The sequence below is a fragment of the Pseudomonas sp. MWU12-3103b genome (assembly GCF_023100615.1).
In the GTDB taxonomy this organism is placed as follows: Bacteria; Pseudomonadota; Gammaproteobacteria; order Pseudomonadales; family Pseudomonadaceae; genus Aquipseudomonas; species Aquipseudomonas putida_A.
Genome location: NZ_JALMEY010000001.1, coordinates 577,794 through 595,861, shown reverse-complemented (window position 1 = coordinate 595,861; position 18,068 = coordinate 577,794). Strand labels below are relative to the sequence as shown.

Here is an 18,068-nt window from a genome sequence, read left to right as displayed (position 1 = left end):
TGTGGGGCAGAAGGCTGGGTACAGATCCAAAGTCAGTGCTGCCTGAACCGGCCTCTTCGCGAGCAAGCTCGCTCCCACAGGGGATCGCATTCCAGCTGAGGGATCACGGTCGAATAATGTGGGAGCGAGCTTGCTCGCGAAGGCGGTTTGGCAGGCCAAAAAAAAGCGCGGCATGAGAGCCGCGCTTTTTCATTCACCGCAAAGCCTTACTGCGCTTTGCTATCGGTGTTTGCCGCCGGAGCCGGGGTTGTAGCCGGCTTGGCCGCAGGCTTCTTCGCCGGCTCAGCCTTTTTCGCCGCCGGTTTGGCCGGGGTCTTTTTCGCCTCGGTTTTCGCTGCAGGCTTCTTCGCCGCAGGCTTGGCTGGCGCTTTCTTCGCCGGCTCGGCTTTCACCGGAGCGGCGGGTTTCGGCGCTTCTACCGGAGCTGGCGCAGGGGCTGGAGCCGGTGCAGGCGCTGGAGTCACTGGCGCTGGAGCCGGTTCAGGCGCCTTCACAGGTTCTGGCTTCTTCTCGTCATCCGAACCGCCAAACAGGTTGCTGAAGAAGTTGCCCTTCTTCGCCGCCACGGCACCCGCCGCGCCTGCCGCTGCTGCGGCTGGAACCACTTTGACCGGCTCAAACGACTTGCCGGCAGCCAGGTCTTCAACCTGACTGGCCGCACGCTGACCAGTGCGCAGCGCGCCTTCCAGAGTGCCCGGGTACAGGGTGTCGGTGTGTTCGCCGGCAAACGCTACGCGTTGCAGTGGGCGCTCCCACATGCGCCAGAACTTGCTGATCTGGCCCGGGCCGTAAGCCAGGTAGGCGCCGCCCATCGACGGGTCGGTGCTGTAGCGACGGATTTCATAGCCGGTGAACGAGCCACGGGCCTGTGGATAAAACGCGTGCAGACGAATCAGCACCTGATCGACCATCTGCTTGTCGCCGAACGCCTGCATCACGCGGGCATTGTCGCCGGACAGGTTGATCACCACGTTGGCGCCACCCTTCAGCGCCGGTTCGATCCAGAGCATGCCCAGACCTGCGTTGCTGTAGATCTCGCCGGACATGCGCGCCTTGCTTTCCCACACAGGCGTCTTGAACTTCAACATGATCTGGTCGCGCCAGCCGTAGTTGGTGCCCTTGATCGCGGCCAGGTGCTGAGCGTCCAGTGCCGGGGTCAGCGCAATCTTGTTCAGCGCGCGCAGCGGCACGGCCAGCACCACGTAGTCAGCCTGATAGCCAACACTGCCGACCTTGACGGTCACGCCGTCCTTGTCCTGAGTGATCGCGGAAACCGGGGAGTTGGTCTTGATGGTCTTGATCTGTTTGACGAACGCCTGGGCCAGCACCTGGCTGCCGCCGACCAGACGCGAGGCGCGCAGGTCACGGTCAGAGACGCCACGGTAGACGCGGTTCTGCTGGGCAAAATACAGCAGCGACAGACGCGAAGGCTCGTCGTAGTGGGTGCGGATGTCCTGGTTGATCAACTGACGCGCGGTGGCCGGCAGGTTCTGCTTGTCGAGCCAGCTCGAGACGTTGATCTGGTCCAGCGCATGCAGGGTGTTGGTCGCGGCCGGGTTCTGCGGGTCGTCGATCGAACGGGCCAGATCGTCGAGGGTTTTCTGGTAGCGCTTCAAGGCATCGGCGGTGGCCGGTTGCTTGGTCGCCAGATCGGCTGCGGAGAAATACTCGCCGTCGATCAGATAACCCGGGGTACGCACGAATTCAGGGGCTGGCGTGGTGCTCAGCTTGAAGGTCGAGACGTATTTGTTCAGCACCGGCTGGGTCTTGTCGTTGCCGATCCACTCGCTGGTGGCCATGCCCGAGCGACCGCCCAGACTCGGCTTGGCTTCCAGCAGCGTGACCTGCCAGCCCTTGTTCTGCAGCTCGTAAGCCGCGGTCAGGCCCGACAGGCCGCCGCCGATCACGATTGCGGTTTTATCCTTGGCCAGCGCCGTAACGCTGAACAGCCCCAACATCACCAGCGCACAGGCGCGCAGCCAACCGACAGACATTCAGCGAACTCCGGAAATACACGTAGGAAAAAAGCAGTTTTGCGGGTCAGACGACCCAAAGAACCGCGAAGAATACGTCAGCCATCAAAACGCCGCCAGCGACGTCTATCGGCCCATACAAAGTAGCTCAATCGACGCAATGGGTTGTCCCGGCGCGATGCATTGCATAGGCTTGCGCGATTGTTTGCCCGCGCCTGACGCGAGCCGCCTCGAGGAGACTGTAAATGGGCCTGAATAACCAGTGGATGCAACGCGACCTCGCGGTGCTGTGGCATCCCTGCACCCAGATGAAAGACCACGAACAGCTGCCGCTGATTCCGATCAAGCGCGGCGAAGGCGTCTGGCTCGAAGACTTCGAAGGCAAGCGCTACCTCGACGCCGTCAGCTCCTGGTGGGTCAACGTGTTCGGCCACGCCAACCCGCGCATCAACCAGCGCATCAAGGATCAGGTCGATCAGCTGGAGCACGTGATTCTGGCCGGTTTCAGCCATCAACCGGTGATCGAACTGTCCGAGCGTCTGGTGAAGATGACCCCGGAAGGCCTGAATCGGGTGTTCTACGCCGATAACGGTTCGTCCTGCATCGAAGTCGCGCTGAAAATGAGCTTTCACTACTGGCTAAATCGCGGCCAGCCGAACAAGAAACGCTTCGTCACCCTGACCAACAGCTACCACGGCGAAACCATGGCAGCGATGGCGGTCGGCGACGTGCCGCTGTTCACCGAAACCTACAAAGCGCTGCTGATGGACACCATCAAGGTGCCCAGCCCGGATTGCTACCTGCGCCCCGAAGGCATGAGCTGGGAAGAGCATTCGCGCAACCTGTTCGCCGCCATGGAACAGACCTTGGCAGAACATCATGACAGCGTGGCGGCAGTCATCGTCGAGCCGTTGATTCAGGGCGCCGGCGGCATGCGCATGTATCACCCGGTGTACCTCAAGCTGCTGCGCGAGGCCTGCGACCGCTACGGCGTGCACCTGATCCACGACGAAATCGCTGTCGGCTTTGGCCGTACCGGCACCATGTTCGCCTGTGAGCAGGCCGGCATCCGCCCGGACTTCCTCTGCCTGTCCAAGGCCCTGACCGGCGGCTACCTGCCACTGGCGGCGTGCCTGACCACCGACGAGGTCTACAGCGCGTTCTACGACGACTACCCGACCCTGCGCGCCTTCCTGCATTCGCACAGCTACACCGGCAACCCGCTGGCCTGTGCGGCGGCGCTGGCGACCCTGGATATCTTCGAGCAGGACAACGTCATCGAGAACAACCAGGCACTGGCCCGGCGCATGGCCTCGGCCACTGCGCATCTGGTCGATCACCCGAATGTCTCGGAAGTGCGTCAGACCGGCATGGTCCTGGCCATCGAGATGGTCAAGGATAAAGCCACGAAAGAGGCCTACCCTTGGCAGGAACGCCGTGGCCTGAAGGTGTTCCAGCATGCGCTGGAGCGTGGCGCGTTACTGCGGCCGCTGGGCAGCGTGGTGTATTTCCTGCCGCCGTACGTGATTACCCCGGAGCAGATCGACTTCCTCGCCGAAGTCGCCAGCGAAGGCATCGACATCGCCACCCGGGACAGCGTCAGCGTGGCGGTGCCGAAGGATTTCCACCCGGGGTTCCGCGATCCGGGCTGATTAAAAATTTGTGGCGCCTGAACTGCCGCTTTCGCGAGCAAGCTCGCTCCCACAGGGAAATGCATTCCAAATGTGGGAGCGAGCTTGCTCGCGAATGAAGTCGACACCGATCCAACTGATTCATATCTTTCCAGAGACCCGAAATGAGACTGTCCCGCTTCTTTATCGACGCCCCCCTGAGCACCGGCGAACACGAACTGCCGGAAGCCCAGGCGCATTACATCAGCCGCGTGCTGCGCATGGCCGAGGGCGATGCGGTGCAGTTGTTCGACGGCTCCGGCCATGAGTTTCGCGGCTCGCTGGTGGAAGTCGGCAAGAAACGCGTCGTCGTGCAGATCGACGAGCAGTTAGCCGGGCAGATTGAATCGCCGCTGCAGATCCACCTCGGCCAGGGCCTGTCGCGGGGCGAACGCATGGACTGGGCGATCCAGAAAGCCACCGAGCTGGGCGTGACGGAAATCACCCCGATCTTCAGCGACCGCTGCGAAGTGCGCCTGAAGGACGAACGTGCCGACAAACGCCTGCTGCACTGGCGTCAGGTGGCGATCAGCGCCTGTGAGCAGTGCGGTCGCTCGCGGGTGCCGGTGATTCATCCGCCGGTGCTGCTGGCGGACTGGATCAAGCAGACCGAAGCCGAGCTGAAACTGGTGCTGCACCCGGTGGCCGAGCCGCTGGTGAGCCATGCCAAACCGGCGACGCTGGCGTTTCTGATCGGGCCGGAGGGTGGTTTGTCGGATGCCGAAGTCGAGCAAGCCAAGGGCAACGGTTTCCACGCCGCCCGCCTCGGCCCACGCGTGCTGCGTACCGAGACTGCGCCGGTGGTTGCACTGGCGGTGGCTCAGCAGCTTTGGGGTGACTTCTAGGGCCTCTTCGCGAGCAAGCCCGCTCCCACATTGGATTTCCAGTGAGCACAAATTTTGTGTACACCCGAGAACTACTGTGGGAGCGGGCTTGCTCGCGAAAAGCTTCCCCTCGGTCTGACTGTCACTCCACCGGATCACTGACTGGCCTGGCAATGATCGCCTTCAACTCTCTGGTCATCGGAAACTCCAGGTTCAACCCCTTTGGCGGAATCGGCTGTTCGAACCAGCGCTTGTAAATCCCGTTGATCTCCCCCGAGCTATACAGATCGGCCAGCGCGTCGTTCACCAGCGCGAGGAATGGCGGATCATCCTTGCGCACCATGCAGCTGTAGATTTCCCGCGATTGTTCCTCCCCCACCACGACCCAGTTGTGCGGGTCCCGCGCCTTGGCCCGCTCGCCGTAGAGCAATGCGTCGTCCATGTAGAAGGCCGCTGCCCGTCCCGACTGCAGCATCTGGAACGCCTCGCCGTGATCCTTGGCGCTGATCACGAACATGTTCAGTTTGTGGTCGAGGTTGTAGCTCTTCAGATAGCGCTCGTTGGTGGTGCCGGCGGTGGTCACCACGTTCTTGCCGCGCAGGTCATCGAAGCTGTGAATGCCGCTGTCCTTTGCGGTCAGCAACTGCCCTTTTACGTAGATGAAACCGTAGGAGAACGCGACCTGTTTCTGCCGCTCGGCCGTCACCCCGGTGGAGCCGCACTCAAGATCAACCGTGCCGTTCTGCACCAGCGGAATCCGCGTCTGCGATGTCACCAGGTTGTACTTCACCTTCAGCCCCGGCAACGCCAGTTGCTGCTTGATCCGCTCGACAATCTTGCCCGCCAGCTCCACCGAATACCCCATCGGCTGCCCGGTGTGATCGCCCACATACGAGAACGGCACCGACGCATCGCGATAGCCCAGGGTGATGCTGTTGGCGCTGGCGATCTTGCCAAGCGCGCCGGTCAGCGGCACTTCATTGGCCTGTGCCTGGGCGCCGATGAACAGCGCCAGTGTGCAGCCGAGCAACGTGATTTTTTGCATTGTTATTCTCCGTTGTGGTTGGGGTGTTTGAGCAGAAGCCGTCACGCCGCACGGGGATTGAAGCCGTGCAGATCAATGGATGTACGCTGCTGGCCGATCAGTTCGCTGAGCAACTGCCCGCTGCCGCAGGCCAGGGTGAAACCGAGCGCGCCGTGGCCGAGGTTGAGCCACAGATTGCGATACTCCGTGGCGCCCAGCAGCGGTACGCCGGTTGGGGTGGCCGGGCGCATGCCCGCCCACTCCACAGCCGCGTCGTAATTGCCGGCATCGGGAAAGGTGTCGCGGGCCTGGCGCTTGATCAGTGCCAGCCGCTCGGGATCTACCGCCGGGTCGAAACCGACGATGTCGACCATCGCCGCCACCCGTAACTGTTCGCCGATGCGCGCGTAGACGATCTTGCGGTCGTAGTCGGTGATGCTCACGTCCGGCGCCCGATGCCCGTTGCCGATCGGCACGGTCAGGCTGTAACCCTTCAGCGGATACAGCGGCACGTGCAGGCCGGGCAGCGCCAGCAAAGAGCTTCGGTGCCCGGCGGCGATCACCAGTTGGTCGACCGGCAGGGTTTCGTCGCCAAGCTCAATGGCGGTGACGGCGCCGTGGCTGTGACGAATGCCGGTGACTGCCTGACCGAGACGAAACTCGCAACGGCCCGACGCCTTCAATCGCACCGCCAACTGCTGGCAGAAGGCGTGACAATCGCCGACTTCTTCATCCGGCGTGTAGATCGCGCCCACAAACGGCGCCTTGGTCAAGGCCGGTTCCAGTTGCGCACATTCGATGGCGGACAACACCTGTTGTTGCTGCGGATCGGCCAGGCCCTTGCGCGCATGGTCGAAGCTGGCGGCATTGCGGAAGGTCACCAGTTTGCCGTTGCGCCGCCAGTTGAAACCGGTAAGTCCGTCATCCTCGCGCCAGCGTTTCAGCGTGCTCTGGCTGAACAGCGCCAGACGCAACAGATGCGCCGCGTTTTCGCGGTTGACCGAGGTTCGGCAGGCGGCGAGAAACGACGCCATCCAGCGCCATTGCGCCGGATCCAGACGCGGGCGCAGCTTGAGCGGTGAGTCGCCGCGCAGCATCCAGCCGATCGCCTGCAACGGCACGCCGGCATCGGCCAGCGGCGCCACATAGCGGTAGGACAACTGGCCGCCGTTGGCGAAGCTGGTTTCGCTGCCCAGCGACTGCCGCGCCTCGACTACTGTCACTTCGAAACCGTCGCGCACCAGCGCATAGGCCGTTGCCAACCCGATCACGCCGCCGCCGATGATGCACACACGCTGAGCCATGTCCGTCCCTATTTCTATGTGAAGACGAGGCTGAGGTTAGGGTGAGGTGACAGGCGCCGAACAATGAATAAAGATGCCAGACCTATAAACAAAGGTTATGGACTCGCCATGCGCCTTCGCCACATCGAGATTTTCCAGGCCATCCGCCAGACCGGCTCGGTCAGCGCCGCTGCGCAATTGCTGCACGTCTCGCAACCGGCGGTGACCAAAGTGCTGCAGCACGCCGAGCAGCAGTTGGGCTTTCCGTTGTTTCTGCGGGTGCGCGGTAAATTGCAGGCGACCCCGGAAGCGCTGGAGCTGGAGCGCGAAGTCGACAAGGTCACGGAAAGTCTGCAAGGCGTGCGGCGCCTGGCACAGAGCCTGCGCCGCGAACCCGGCCACAGCCTGCGGATCGGCGCGACTCCTGCGCTGGCGCTGTCGCTGCTGCCGCCGGCGATCCGGCAATGGACGGCGCAATTCCCGGACATCGCCTGCGAACTGTCCAGTGCCCACAGCCGCGAGTTGATGCAGAACCTGCTGATGCGCGAAGTGGACGTGGCCCTGACCCTGCAACTGCCGGATCACCCGGGGCTGAAAGCGCAGCCGCTGGCGGCGGGGGTGCTGGTGGCGTTGGCGCCAAAGGACTTCTGGCCGCCGGCAGACGTCGGCAAACCGCTGCCACTGATGGCGCTTGCGGATGTGCCGCTGATTGGTTTATCCAGCGCCGATCCATTGGCGGCAAGGCTCGACAGCTATCTGGAAGCGGTGGAGCCACCGCCACGGGTGCGGATTGCCGTGCAGACCTATTCGCTGGCACGGGCGATGGTCGAGTCCGGCGCCGGCGTCGCGGTGATCGATCCGTTCACCGCACTGGGCGCCTCTGTGGCAACCACCACCCTCCGCCCCCTCGCCCCGCCACTGCCGATCACTTTGTACGCCGTGACCCGCGCCAGCGAGCCACCACCGCATACGCTCAACGATCTGCTGCAGATTTTCAGTCAGCGAGCTGAACAACAACTCAATAACCTGCACTCGGCACAAGTCTGATGTGGGAACACAACTAATGTGGGAGCGGGCTTGCTCGCGAATGCGGTGTGTCATTCAACAGAGATGTTGTCTGAATCGACGCATTCGCGAGCAAGCCCGCTCCCACAGGGAGATTGGGGACAATTCCAGTTAGAGGACATAAAACAGAATCGCCACAAAGTGCAGCAGACTCCCGGCGATCACGAACAGATGCCAGATCCCGTGCGCATGCCGTAACCGGTGATCCAGGGCAAAAAAGATAATGCCCACGGTGTACAACACCCCGCCCGACGCCAGCCAGGCAAACCCTGCCGTGCCCAAAGCAGCAATCAACGGTTTGACCGCCACCAGCACGATCCAGCCCATCACCGCGTAGATCACGATCGACAGGATCCGCGCTTCCGAGCGTGGTTTGATCTCCTGCAGGATGCCGATCAGCGCCAGCCCCCAGACAATCCCGAACAACGTCCAGCCCCACGGCCCGCGCAGCGTCACCAGACAGAATGGTGTGTAGCTGCCGGCGATCAGCAGGTAGATCGAAAAGTGATCGACCTTCTTCATGATCGCTTTCTTGCGCCCGCGCACGCTGTGGTACACGGTCGAGGCGCTGTAGAGCACCAGCAAGGTAAAGGCGTAGATCGCCACGCTGACAATTTTCCACGGACTGCCGTCGAGGCTGGCAATCACCAGCATCCACACGCCGCCGATAAATGCGGCCACTGCCCCGACCAGGTGCGTCCAGGCGTTGAGTTTTTCCCCGTGATACATGTGTCGCTCACCTCGTTATTCGTTACCGCAGCGCGCAAGGCTCGGGCCTTGAGCGTAAAAGCGCAATGTTTCTGTTCAACGCGGACCTGCGCACGCCACGGTAATTGGGCACAATCGGTCGATACCAAAAAGAGTCCGCGCCATGCTGATCGACGAAGAATTGACCCTGAAAAAACTCGAGGTGTTCCTCGCCTTCATGCGCACCGGCAACCTGGCGCGCGCCGCTGTCGAGTTGCAGACCAGCAATGTCAGCGTGCACCGGGCGATCCATTCGCTGGAAAGCGCCCTGCGCTGCCCGCTGTTCAAGCACGAAGGGCGCAACCTGACGCCCCTGGAAAGCGCCTACGTGCTCGAAGAACGCGCGCAGAAGCTGATCCAGGACGTGGTCGAGAGTGTGCGCCTGACCCGCGAGGCCGCCGGTTTCTCCGCTGAACGCTTCAAGCTCGGCTCGCTGTATTCGCTGACGGTGAAAACCGTACCGCAACTGATCATGGGCCTGAAGATCCGCCGCAGCGAACTCAACATCGACCTGATCCTCGGCTCGAACATCGACCTGCTCTACAAGCTGAAGAACATGGAAGTCGACGCGATTCTGGTGTCGCTGGACGACACGGTCAGCGACCCGGACTGCGAGCAGATCCCGCTGTTCTCCGATGACATTTTCCTCGCCACGCCGGCAGATTCAAGATTCGCTCAACGTCAGGAAGTCGATCTGGCGGAAGTGCGCGACGAAACCTTCATCACCCTGACCCAAGGCTTCGCCACCCATCAGGACGGCATTCGGGTGTTCAAGCAGGCGGGGTTCGAGCCGAAGGTGGCGATGCAGGTCAACGACATCTTCACCCTGCTGAGCATGGTCAGCTCGGGGGTGGGTTATGCGTTGCTGCCGGGAAGGATTGCGGCGGTGTACGAGAACCGGGTGAAGCTGATTCCGTTGCAGGAGAAGTATCGGTTGCAACAGCACATTGGCGTGGTGTTCTTGAAGGCCAAGGAGAGGGATCCGAATCTGCTGGCGTTGCTGGCGGAATGTCGGATGTATGCCAATCGCCAGGTTGGGATTTAGAGCAAAATCAAGATCAAGAGCTACCCCCTCACCCCAGCCCTCTCCCCCAAGGGGTAGAGGGGGAAAGGGAGCAGATCTTCATGGGTTTCAAGACCTGAGTTCGACTCAGGACTTTCAAGTCGGCATACCTCCAGCATCCAACTCGGTCAGTCCCCTCTCCCCCCGGGAGAGGGTTAGGGTGAGGGGCTTTTGATTTTCAGCCCACAATCCCCCGAACAATGAAGAACAAAAGCGAAGGCCCGAGCAAACAGCCAAGCCCAGTATGGAACGTAGCGGTCAACGCCCCATAAGGCACCAACCGCCGATCCGTCGCCGCCAGGCCCGCGGTCACCCCGCTCACCGTCCCGGCCAGACCACCAAACACCATCGCCGAACGCGGGTTGTCCAGGCCCATCCAGCGCGCCGCGACCGGGGTGCCGACCATCACCAGAATCGCCTTGATCAACCCGGTGGCAATCGACAGCGCCATCACATCCGAGGTCGCGCCAATCGCTGCGCCAGTCACTGGGCCGACGATGTAGGTCACCGCGCCCGCGCCGATGGTGGTCATGCTCACCGCATCGCGATAGCCGAAGGCCCAAGCCATACACGCGCCGACAATGAACGGCAGGATCGTACCGAGCAGCAGCGCGATCACGCCAATCAACCCGGCCTTCTTCGCCTCGGTCGCCTGCACTTCGAACGCCGTGGCGACAATCGCGAAATCACGCAGCATCGCACCGCCCATCAGGCCGATGCCGGAGAACAGCGTCAGATCCGCCAAGCCTTTTTGCCCGCCAGTCAGGGTGCCGCCGACCCAGGCCAGCACCAGACCGATGACGATGGCAATCGCCGAGCCGTGAATGCGCCCGAAGGTCAGGCGTTTCGAGAGAACCACCGAGACCCACATGATCACGCCGACGAAGGCGAAGGCAGTGACCAGACCGTTGTGTTCCAGACCGTTTTCAATGAGTGCCCACATGTCAGCGACCTCCTACCGGGGTGCCGACCGGAGTGACTTCCGCCGGTTCGTCGGGCAACGGTTCGCCCTTGTGGGTGCGGCTGATCAAGGCAATCGTGCAACCACACACCACCACCGAACCGATCGCCGCGAGCACCGCCACCGGCCCGCCATGCAGGGCAGTGACGACGTTCTGTTGTGCGGCCATCGCCACCACCACCGGAATATACATCGCGCCCCAGAAGCCGACGCCCATTTCGCAATCCTTGGTCATGCCGCCGCGTTTCTGCATCCACAACCGCGCGCAGATCAACAGGATCATGGCGATGCCGACCCCGCCGACGTTGGATTTGACGCCCAGCAACACGCCGAGCATGTCGCCCATGATCACCCCTGCCAGCGTACAGATCGCCAACAGCGCCACACCGTAAATAATCATTGTTGTAGTCCTCAAAGTGCATCGTCGAATGTTGTTTTTGTTGTTCGAAGCCTGAGTCGCGGCGGTTTATGGTCGGCGGCCACCCTCCTCTCGCAACAGCGCCTGCAAGGTGTCCAGACGCGCACTGTCAAAGGCAGTGACCGTGCCCGATTCAAACACCCGGCGCGCCAGCCCGGTCAGCACCGCACCGGGCGGCAGTTCGATTTGTAAACGTACGCCGCGCTCGTAAGCGCTTTGCACGGTGCCGCGCCAGTCCACCACGCGGCACATGTTGAAAGCGAGGTCATCACGCAAGGCATCTGGCTTGACCAGCGGACGCGCGCGACTGCCACTCAGGTAAGCGATTTTCGGGGTCTTCAGTGCAACCTTGGCAAAGGCTTCGACGAGGGTTTGCGCCGGTGCCTCCAGCAGCGGGCAGTGCGACGGCACGCTCACCGCCAGGCGTTTCGCCAGACCGGCGCCACGACTGCGCGCCAGTTCCGCCACCGCTTGCATCGCCGCGTCGCTGCCGGCAATCACCACCTGGTTATCGGCGTTGATGTTGGCCAGGTACACCGGCGACTCCGCGCTGTGCACCTGCGCCAGCAGCGTTTCGACGGTGGATAATTGCAGGCCGATGATCGCGGTCATGCCATAGCCCTGTGGATAAGCCTGCTGCATCAACTCACCGCGCAGGCTGACCAGATGCAACGCATCGCTGAAGCTCAAGGCCCCGGCGACCACCGCTGCCGGGTAGGCACCGATGGACAGGCCGGCGACGTAATCCGCCGTGAGTCCGTCCTGCAGCAACTGCCGCGAGGCAGCGACCCCGGCGATCAACAGGCACAGCTGAACCGCCCGGGTGCTGCGCAACGCGTCGGCAGAATCGAGCAATGCGACATCTTCACCGAGCACCTCGCTGGCCTCGGTCAAGGTTGCCCGAGGCAAACGCTGGAGCATGCCCGGTTGCTGCGCGCCCTGGCCGGGGAACACCAACAGGCTGCTCACGCTGCCTGCTCCTGCGGGTTCCACGGATCAGTGACCAGACAGGCTTGATGGGCGTTTTTCAGCAACACCCGTGCAGACCCGCCGGCCCATTCGCGCAACGCGACTGCACCGAACGGCGTCTGCAATTGCATGTCGACCCGGCACACGGCGTGATCAAAAACCGCGACCAGTTTGCGTGCCTGATTACGCGTGATCAGTTGCGGTGTCCGCAGAATCAGATCGAGATCGCTGGCCGCGTGCATCGCCCTAAAACCACTGGCCAATTCAAACCCGACACTACCGCTGATACCCCAGACCCAACCGCAATCATCGAGCATCGGCCACAGTTGTTTGAGTGCCTGCATCACCGGTAAATCGCGCTCGCACTCAACATGACACAGCGCCTCAGGACTGACCCGACAGGCAATCGAATCGACCGCCATAAACGCCGCCAACCGTTGCTCGCGCAACACGCCGCGCACACCGACCGCGATAAAACCCTCATCGCTCAACGCCCGCCGCACCACCACCGGTTGCCCGGCAGCCAGCGACTCGTTCGCCCACTGCGGCGCATCCGCCGGCAGCTGCGCCGGGGTCATACCCCACAGCAGATCGTGGGCCAGTGGCAGGTTCACCACTGCGCCCTCAGCAGTTCACGCACGCGGCTGGAGGCTTCACGGTTTTTCGCGCCGAGACGCTTGCGCAAGTCAGTGCCGGAGACATCGCCGATGGCCTGTTTCAGGCACTCGGTCACCCGCGCCAGATCCTCCGCCGTGGGCTGCTCGATCTGCTGCACCGAGAGGGTTTCCCAGAGCAATCCGAGGCTGGCGTAGCTGTCGATGTCATAGGCCATCGGCGGCACGCTGGCAGCCAGTGCTTCCAGTTCCTCGACACTGCGCAGCGTCACTCGCGCCGCCGAGGCCTTGCCCATCGCATGCACCATCACCCCGGGATCGCGCAGGGCAATCAAACGGTTGGCCTGATAACCATGAGCAAGAAACGCCCCGGACATCGCCTTGCCCACCAGCAGCGCAATCACCGGATGCCCGGCCAGACGGGCGCGGGCATAACTGTCCGCCGCACCGGCCAGGGCCTGATGAATGCCGAGGGCTTCTTCGCGACGACCGTAAGCCTGGCTCGGGACGTCGACGATGGCGATGATCGGGCGCTTCTGCGCTTTGTCGCGATCTGCCGTGATCGCGTCATCCACTGCCTTGGCCAGGCCCCAGCCTTCGAGCAAACCGACTTCGCCATTGCGAGCCCGTGGGAAACGGTTGTCGGGGTCAGCGACCACAGCGATAAACCGCCCCAGCTCACCGTCAGCAACCTTCAACGATGGCGGCAAACCTTCGACCGCTTTCGCCCCACCTGTCAGGGCGTTGAACCAGTTCAAACCGCGCACGGAATAACCACTCATGAGCGCTCTCCTTGATACAGATCGCGAACCACCGACGGTTCGATTTGCTTATCGGTGTCCAGGCTCACCAGACGTTGCAGGAACCAATCAGCGCGCTGACTGCGCGGCTGAGCAGGCAAGCCTTGTTGCAACAACTCGCCCACCTGCTGGCGGATCTGCGCCACATCATCGGCGACATAACGATCCACCAGCCCACTGGCGAAACGCTGTTCGCCACCGGTCAGGCTCCAGATGAAGGGCCGGTCGCGGGAGTCGTATTCTTCGATCCCGGCTTCCTGCTCGATCACTTGGGGGCCGTTGAGGCCGAGGCGCGCTTCCTGGGTCACCAGCAAATAACTGCACAGCGCAGCGGCAATCGACATGCCGCCGAAGCAACCGACGCTGCCCGCGACCACACCGACCACCGGTTGGTACTGCTGCAAATCGACAATCGCCGCATGAATATCGGCAATCGCCGCCAGCCCGAGGTTGGCTTCCTGCAAACGCACGCCACCGGTTTCCAGCAGCAACACAGCGCGAGTCGGGATGCCCTTGCGGTTGTCTTCGGCGGCCAGTTCCAGCGCGCCGGCAATCTTCGCCCCGCCGACTTCGCCGAGGCTGCCGCCCTGGAACGCGCCTTCGATGGCGGCGATCACCACCGGTAAACCGTCGACGCTGCCCTTGGCGATCACCACGCCGTCATCGGCTTGCGGCACCACGCCCTGGCGTTCGAGCCACGGCGACATGACCCGTTGAAACGGGTCGAGCAATTCGCGGAAGGTCCCGGCATCGAGCAAGGCTTTCGCCCGTTGCCGCGCACCGAGTTCGACAAAGCTGTGCTTGTGCAACAGCGCTGTGCTGTCAGTCATGGTCGATCTCCTCGAAACCTTGTTCCAGACGCAGCCGCACCACACCCGGCGTGGCGCCGAAATCGTGGATATCGATGGCCATCGCCGGTGGCGTGGTGCCGTCGAACATCCGCGCGAACAGATGCTGCCAGCGCTGCTGCGCGCCGTTGACCGAGGTCTGCACATTGATCGTCAGCTTGCCGGCCAGCCCCGGTTCGATCAGCACTTCCAGATCGCCCGAGCCGACACAACCGACCAGCGCGCGCCCGCGCGGCGGCTGCCCGGCGGGGAATTCAAAGGATAAGGTTTCCATCAAAACGCTCCCTGAAGGATGCCGTCGCGCTCGATACGGTCGAGCAGCAGCGTGGCGGCGAGCAAGTCGGCGGCGCCACCGGGCGAGGCATTCAATGCGATGAGTTGTTGATCCAGTTCGTGCAGGCGCCGACGCCCGCCGAGGCTGGCGCTACCGCCAGCGTCGAGCACCGCTTGCGCGCCTTGCTGCATGGCGTGCAGGCCTTGTTCACCGGCGCGGTAGAGCACGCAGGTGTCGGCCAGATCGGTCATGATCGCCAGCAGCGCATCGAGCCGGGCGTTCTGTTCGCCGTGGCCTCTGGCGCGGCTGCGTTTGAGTTGCGGCAGGCCGCGTTGCAGCACGGACGGGAAGCCGAGTTGCGCTTCTTCCCGAGCGCCGCGTGCGCCGTAACGCAGGGCGACTTGTGCGCCGTGGCTCAGCGGTTTTGGTGCGTAGCGGTCATCCAGCAAGGCCAGACGTGCGGCGCGAACAGAGACGGCGTTGGCGCTTGAGGATTTCGGTTCCAGCGCAGCGGCGGTCACCAGTAATCCCAGCGCCCAAATGGCACCGCGATGGGTATTCACCCCGTTGGTGGTGGCTAGCATCGCTTGCTCGCCTTCGCGACCGATGCGGCCAATCGTTTCGCGCAACGTTGAATCGACTTCGCCGATGTCCACCGCCGCTTCAGCCATTTCCTTGAACGCCGGCCATAACGACAACGCCGAAGCGTGCATCAGGCCCAGGTGCAGATCGGTGTGCGCGCCATTGCCACGCCGGTCGACCAGCGCCGGCTTCGGCGACAGATCGGCTTCGTCGATCAGCGCATCCACCGCCAGGTCGGCCAGGCGTTCGCTCAGGCTCAGGGGTTTCGCTTGCAGGTTGAGTGCGTGCATTACCAGCTCCTGAACTTGGCGGGCGGGTTGTAGAGGCCGCCAGACCACTCGACCAGATCGGCCACGCTTTTCGCCGCCAGCAGTTCGCGGGTGGCGTCGGTGCGGCGGATGCCGAGGTCTTCGGGCAAGGCGATCAGGCCTTCGCGGCGCATGCGTTCGGTGTCTTTCGGGTTGTGGCGCAGGCCGATGGCAGTCACGCCCGCAACCGCAGCGATCATCGCTTGGCGTTCTTCCAGCGAACGGGCCTTGTACAGGTAGGCGATGCCCTCCTCGGTAAGCAGGTGGGTGACGTCGTCGCCGTAGATCATGATCGGCGCCAGCGGCATGCCGCTTTTCTTCGCCACTTCCACCGCGTCGAGGGTTTCGACGAAGGTCGGTTTGCCGCCCTCCTGGAAGGTCTCGACCATTTGCACCACGAGTTTCTTGCCGCGTTCGAGCATCGGTTGCTGTGAATCGTCGTGGCGCATGTCGAGCCACGCCGGGGTGCCGTGACGCCGACCGCGCGGGTCGTGGCCCATGTTCGGTGCACCGCCGAAACCGGCGAGACGACCACGGGTCACGGTCGAGGAATGGCCGTCGCCATCGACCTGCAACGTCGCGCCGATAAACAGATCCACCGCGTACTGCCCGGCGAGTTGGCAGAACATCCGGTTGGAGCGCAGCGAACCGTCACGCCCGGTGAAGAACACGTCCGGGCGTGCGGCGATGTAGTTCTCCATGCCCAGTTCAGTGCCGAAGCAATGCACGCTTTCGACCCAGCCGCTTTCGATCGCCGGGATCAGCGTCGGGTGCGGGTTGAGCGTCCAGTTGCGGCAGATCTTGCCTTTGAGGCCGAGGGATTCACCGTAGGTTGGCAGGATCAACTCAATGGCAGCGGTGTTGAAACCGATGCCGTGGTTCAGCGACTGCACGTTGTGTTTTTCGTAGATCCCGCGAATCGCCATCATCGCCATCAACACGTGCACCGGTTTGATGTGCCGTGGGTCGCGGGTAAACAGCGGTTCGATGTAGAACGGCTTATCGGCCACCACCACGAAATCCACCCATGAGGCCGGGATGTCGACGCGCGGCAGTTCGCTGACGTCATCGACCAATTGGTTGACCTGGACGATGACGATGCCGTCGCTGAACGCCGCCGGTTCGATCAGTGCCGGGGTGTCTTCGGTGCTGGGGCCGGTGTAGATATTGCCGGCGCGGTCGGCCATGAACCCGGCCGAGAGCACGACGTTGGGGATCAAGTCCACCACCAGCCGCGCGTAGAGTTCGATGTAGGTATGAATCGCGCCGATTTCCAGCAGGCCGTCTTCGAGCAACTGGCTGATGCGCAGGCTCTGGGTGCCGGCGAAGGAGAAATCGAGCTTGCGGGCGATGCCGCGTTCGAACAGGTCGAGGTGTTCGGAACGGCCGACACTGGGCATGATCATGTGCAGATCATGCAGCTTGGCCGGATCGGCTTTGGCCAGCGAACGGGAAAGGAAATCCGCCTGCTTCTGGTTGTTGCCCTCCAGCACCACCCGGTCGCCGGGATGGATCAACGCTTCGAGCGCGGCGACGATCTTGTCGCTTGGCAGTACCACACCGTCGGCCAGCCCGCGCACCTTGTCGAGACGCCGCTGCTTTTCGTCACGCCGCCGCGTCCAGCGCGAGTCGGGGGAAATTGTTGTTGTCATGCTCACTCCACGGGGTTCGCTGTCGTGGAGCTACGTTAGGCGTGTGGGGTGGGGGCATCAATCAAGCGCGGTGGTGAATCATTACGCTCAGGGTAACGATCAAGAGCGCCCTCACCCTAGCCCTCTCCCGGAGGGAGAGGGGACTGACCGAGGTGTCTGGCGCCATACATCGACCTGCCCCACCGAGTCGATTATGGATTCACAGCGGTACTTTCCGGTTGGCGAAAATTGTGAGCATCCTGCGGTCGGCCCCCTCTCCCTCCGGGAGAGGGCTGGGGTGAGGGTCAGCTTTTTCGCTACTCCGTCGGCACCAACCTATCCAACACCCGATTCACCGCCATCTCCGCCACCATCACCACTTGGGCAATGCCCTGCAGCGTCTTGCGGTGCGTGCCTTGCACCAGCGCCGCATGGTTGTTGAGCATGACCGTGGCCGAGCCGAGGGATTCGCTGGCGTCGGCCAGCAGGGATTCGCTGTCGGCGTCGGGGTTGGCCATATACAGCGTGTTGGGGGTGTAGGGCGTGGCCATGAGGTCGGGTTTTGGCGGGCCGAGGTAATGGTCGAGGGCGCGCTCGGCGGCTTCGTGGAATTTCTTTGATTCGGGGGCTTCGTAGGGGGACGCCGGGTCTGTGACCGGCGGGTTTGGCGTTACTTTGAACATGGACGACTTTCCTCTGTTGAGGCTGCGACCATCCCGCTGCTAAACGATAGGGAGGCAGCTGCGCGCAAGTTAGCAGACCGGTAGTCATCCAATACCGGCGCACCCGAAGGTGCCATGCGCACAGCCACCATCAAGCGCAGGCGAATACCTGACTGGATGAGACTCGTACGACCGGACAACTAGCCGGGCTGCTAAACCCGATCACTGGGAATCAGTGACGGGATCAAGTTACGCAGCCTGCCGAGGGCGCACAAGCCGGCGGATTCTGGTGCATGCGTAGGCAGCGGCGCAAGGATTTGTAGGCCAGGGAGCCGTAACATCGAGTGTCTTT

Annotated in this window: 18 protein-coding genes and 1 pseudogene; 4 read left to right on the top strand and 15 right to left on the bottom strand. The window is 62.7% G+C overall.

Translation table 11 applies throughout. From position 1 onward, the window contains the following. Positions 1-206 precede the first annotated feature (206 nt). Complete coding sequence (locus tag M0808_RS02770) at positions 207-1,994, bottom strand: flavin monoamine oxidase family protein (protein ID WP_247839803.1); 1,788 nt, start codon at positions 1,992-1,994, stop codon at positions 207-209. A 224-nt stretch (positions 1,995-2,218) separates the two neighbouring features. Here M0808_RS02770 and M0808_RS02765 point away from each other — a divergent pair, with 224 nt between their 5' ends. After that, positions 2,219-3,625, top strand: a complete 1,407-nt coding sequence (locus tag M0808_RS02765; RefSeq protein ID WP_024164438.1) for an adenosylmethionine--8-amino-7-oxononanoate transaminase — start codon at positions 2,219-2,221, stop codon at positions 3,623-3,625. 143 nt (positions 3,626-3,768) lie between these two features. Next, entirely contained in the window at positions 3,769-4,488 is a 720-nt protein-coding gene (locus M0808_RS02760; protein WP_247839801.1) for a 16S rRNA (uracil(1498)-N(3))-methyltransferase, read from the top strand. 121 nt (positions 4,489-4,609) lie between these two features. On the opposite strand, the gene M0808_RS02755 is transcribed toward M0808_RS02760, so the two are convergent. Together M0808_RS02755 and M0808_RS02750 are read right to left on the bottom strand one after the other, a co-directional pair. After that, the gene (locus M0808_RS02755) at positions 4,610-5,512 is read right to left on the bottom strand and encodes a transporter substrate-binding domain-containing protein (protein ID WP_247839799.1); all 903 of its coding nucleotides are present in this window, start codon (positions 5,510-5,512) and stop codon (positions 4,610-4,612) included. A 41-nt stretch (positions 5,513-5,553) separates the two neighbouring features. Next, positions 5,554-6,795: a D-amino acid dehydrogenase gene (locus tag M0808_RS02750; RefSeq protein WP_247839798.1), complete on the bottom strand. Its 1,242-nt coding sequence runs from the start codon at positions 6,793-6,795 to the stop codon at positions 5,554-5,556. A gap of 108 nt (positions 6,796-6,903) precedes the next feature. Here M0808_RS02750 and M0808_RS02745 point away from each other — a divergent pair, with 108 nt between their 5' ends. Next, positions 6,904-7,821: a LysR family transcriptional regulator gene (locus M0808_RS02745; RefSeq protein WP_027610598.1), complete on the top strand. Its 918-nt coding sequence runs from the start codon at positions 6,904-6,906 to the stop codon at positions 7,819-7,821. Positions 7,822-7,840: 19 nt separating this feature from the next. On the opposite strand, the pseudogene M0808_RS28545 reads toward M0808_RS02745, so the two are convergent. Next, positions 7,841-7,945: pseudogene (locus M0808_RS28545) on the bottom strand (metal ABC transporter ATP-binding protein); the annotation flags it as partial. Positions 7,946-7,950: 5 nt separating this feature from the next. After that, positions 7,951-8,568: a hemolysin III family protein gene (locus M0808_RS02735; RefSeq protein ID WP_007964065.1), complete on the bottom strand. Its 618-nt coding sequence runs from the start codon at positions 8,566-8,568 to the stop codon at positions 7,951-7,953. A 142-nt stretch (positions 8,569-8,710) separates the two neighbouring features. Between M0808_RS02735 and M0808_RS02730 the strand changes: the two genes are divergently transcribed. Then, positions 8,711-9,631, top strand: coding sequence for a LysR substrate-binding domain-containing protein (locus tag M0808_RS02730; protein WP_247839796.1), 921 nt, complete (start codon positions 8,711-8,713; stop codon positions 9,629-9,631). A 196-nt stretch (positions 9,632-9,827) separates the two neighbouring features. Here M0808_RS02730 and madM read toward each other — a convergent pair whose 3' ends face one another. The 10 genes from madM to M0808_RS02680 all read right to left on the bottom strand — a co-directional run bounded on the left by madM (position 9,828) and on the right by M0808_RS02680 (position 17,737). Then, positions 9,828-10,592, bottom strand: a complete 765-nt coding sequence (gene madM, locus M0808_RS02725) for a malonate transporter subunit MadM (protein ID WP_247839794.1) — start codon at positions 10,590-10,592, stop codon at positions 9,828-9,830. 1 nt (position 10,593) lies between these two features. Then, positions 10,594-11,010 (bottom strand): malonate transporter subunit MadL, encoded by a 417-nt coding sequence (madL, locus tag M0808_RS02720; RefSeq protein ID WP_210556441.1) that lies wholly within the window; start codon positions 11,008-11,010, stop codon positions 10,594-10,596. 66 nt (positions 11,011-11,076) lie between these two features. After that, complete coding sequence (gene mdcH, locus M0808_RS02715; protein ID WP_247839792.1) at positions 11,077-11,997, bottom strand: malonate decarboxylase subunit epsilon; 921 nt, start codon at positions 11,995-11,997, stop codon at positions 11,077-11,079. Further along, entirely contained in the window at positions 11,994-12,614 is a 621-nt protein-coding gene (locus M0808_RS02710; protein WP_247839790.1) for a malonate decarboxylase holo-ACP synthase, read from the bottom strand. Before M0808_RS02710 ends, mdcH begins: the two co-directional genes overlap by 4 nt. Beyond that, positions 12,608-13,393 carry a biotin-independent malonate decarboxylase subunit gamma gene (gene mdcE, locus M0808_RS02705; protein WP_247839788.1) on the bottom strand — a complete coding sequence of 262 codons (786 nt, stop codon included), beginning with the start codon at positions 13,391-13,393 and terminating at the stop codon, positions 12,608-12,610. The genes M0808_RS02710 and mdcE overlap by 7 nt, the downstream gene beginning before the upstream one ends. Next, a complete protein-coding gene (locus M0808_RS02700) occupies positions 13,390-14,241 on the bottom strand; it encodes a biotin-independent malonate decarboxylase subunit beta (RefSeq protein ID WP_247839786.1) in 852 nt (283 codons plus the stop codon). The genes mdcE and M0808_RS02700 overlap by 4 nt, the downstream gene beginning before the upstream one ends. Then, entirely contained in the window at positions 14,234-14,533 is a 300-nt protein-coding gene (locus M0808_RS02695; protein ID WP_098966054.1) for a malonate decarboxylase subunit delta, read from the bottom strand. The genes M0808_RS02700 and M0808_RS02695 overlap by 8 nt, the downstream gene beginning before the upstream one ends. Next, positions 14,533-15,405 (bottom strand): triphosphoribosyl-dephospho-CoA synthase, encoded by an 873-nt coding sequence (locus M0808_RS02690; protein WP_247839784.1) that lies wholly within the window; start codon positions 15,403-15,405, stop codon positions 14,533-14,535. Before M0808_RS02690 ends, M0808_RS02695 begins: the two co-directional genes overlap by 1 nt. Further along, entirely contained in the window at positions 15,405-17,075 is a 1,671-nt protein-coding gene (gene mdcA, locus M0808_RS02685; RefSeq protein WP_095137524.1) for a malonate decarboxylase subunit alpha, read from the bottom strand. Before mdcA ends, M0808_RS02690 begins: the two co-directional genes overlap by 1 nt. 296 nt (positions 17,076-17,371) lie before the next feature. Beyond that, positions 17,372-17,737, bottom strand: a complete 366-nt coding sequence (locus M0808_RS02680) for a hypothetical protein (protein WP_098966059.1) — start codon at positions 17,735-17,737, stop codon at positions 17,372-17,374. Positions 17,738-18,068 lie beyond the last annotated feature (331 nt).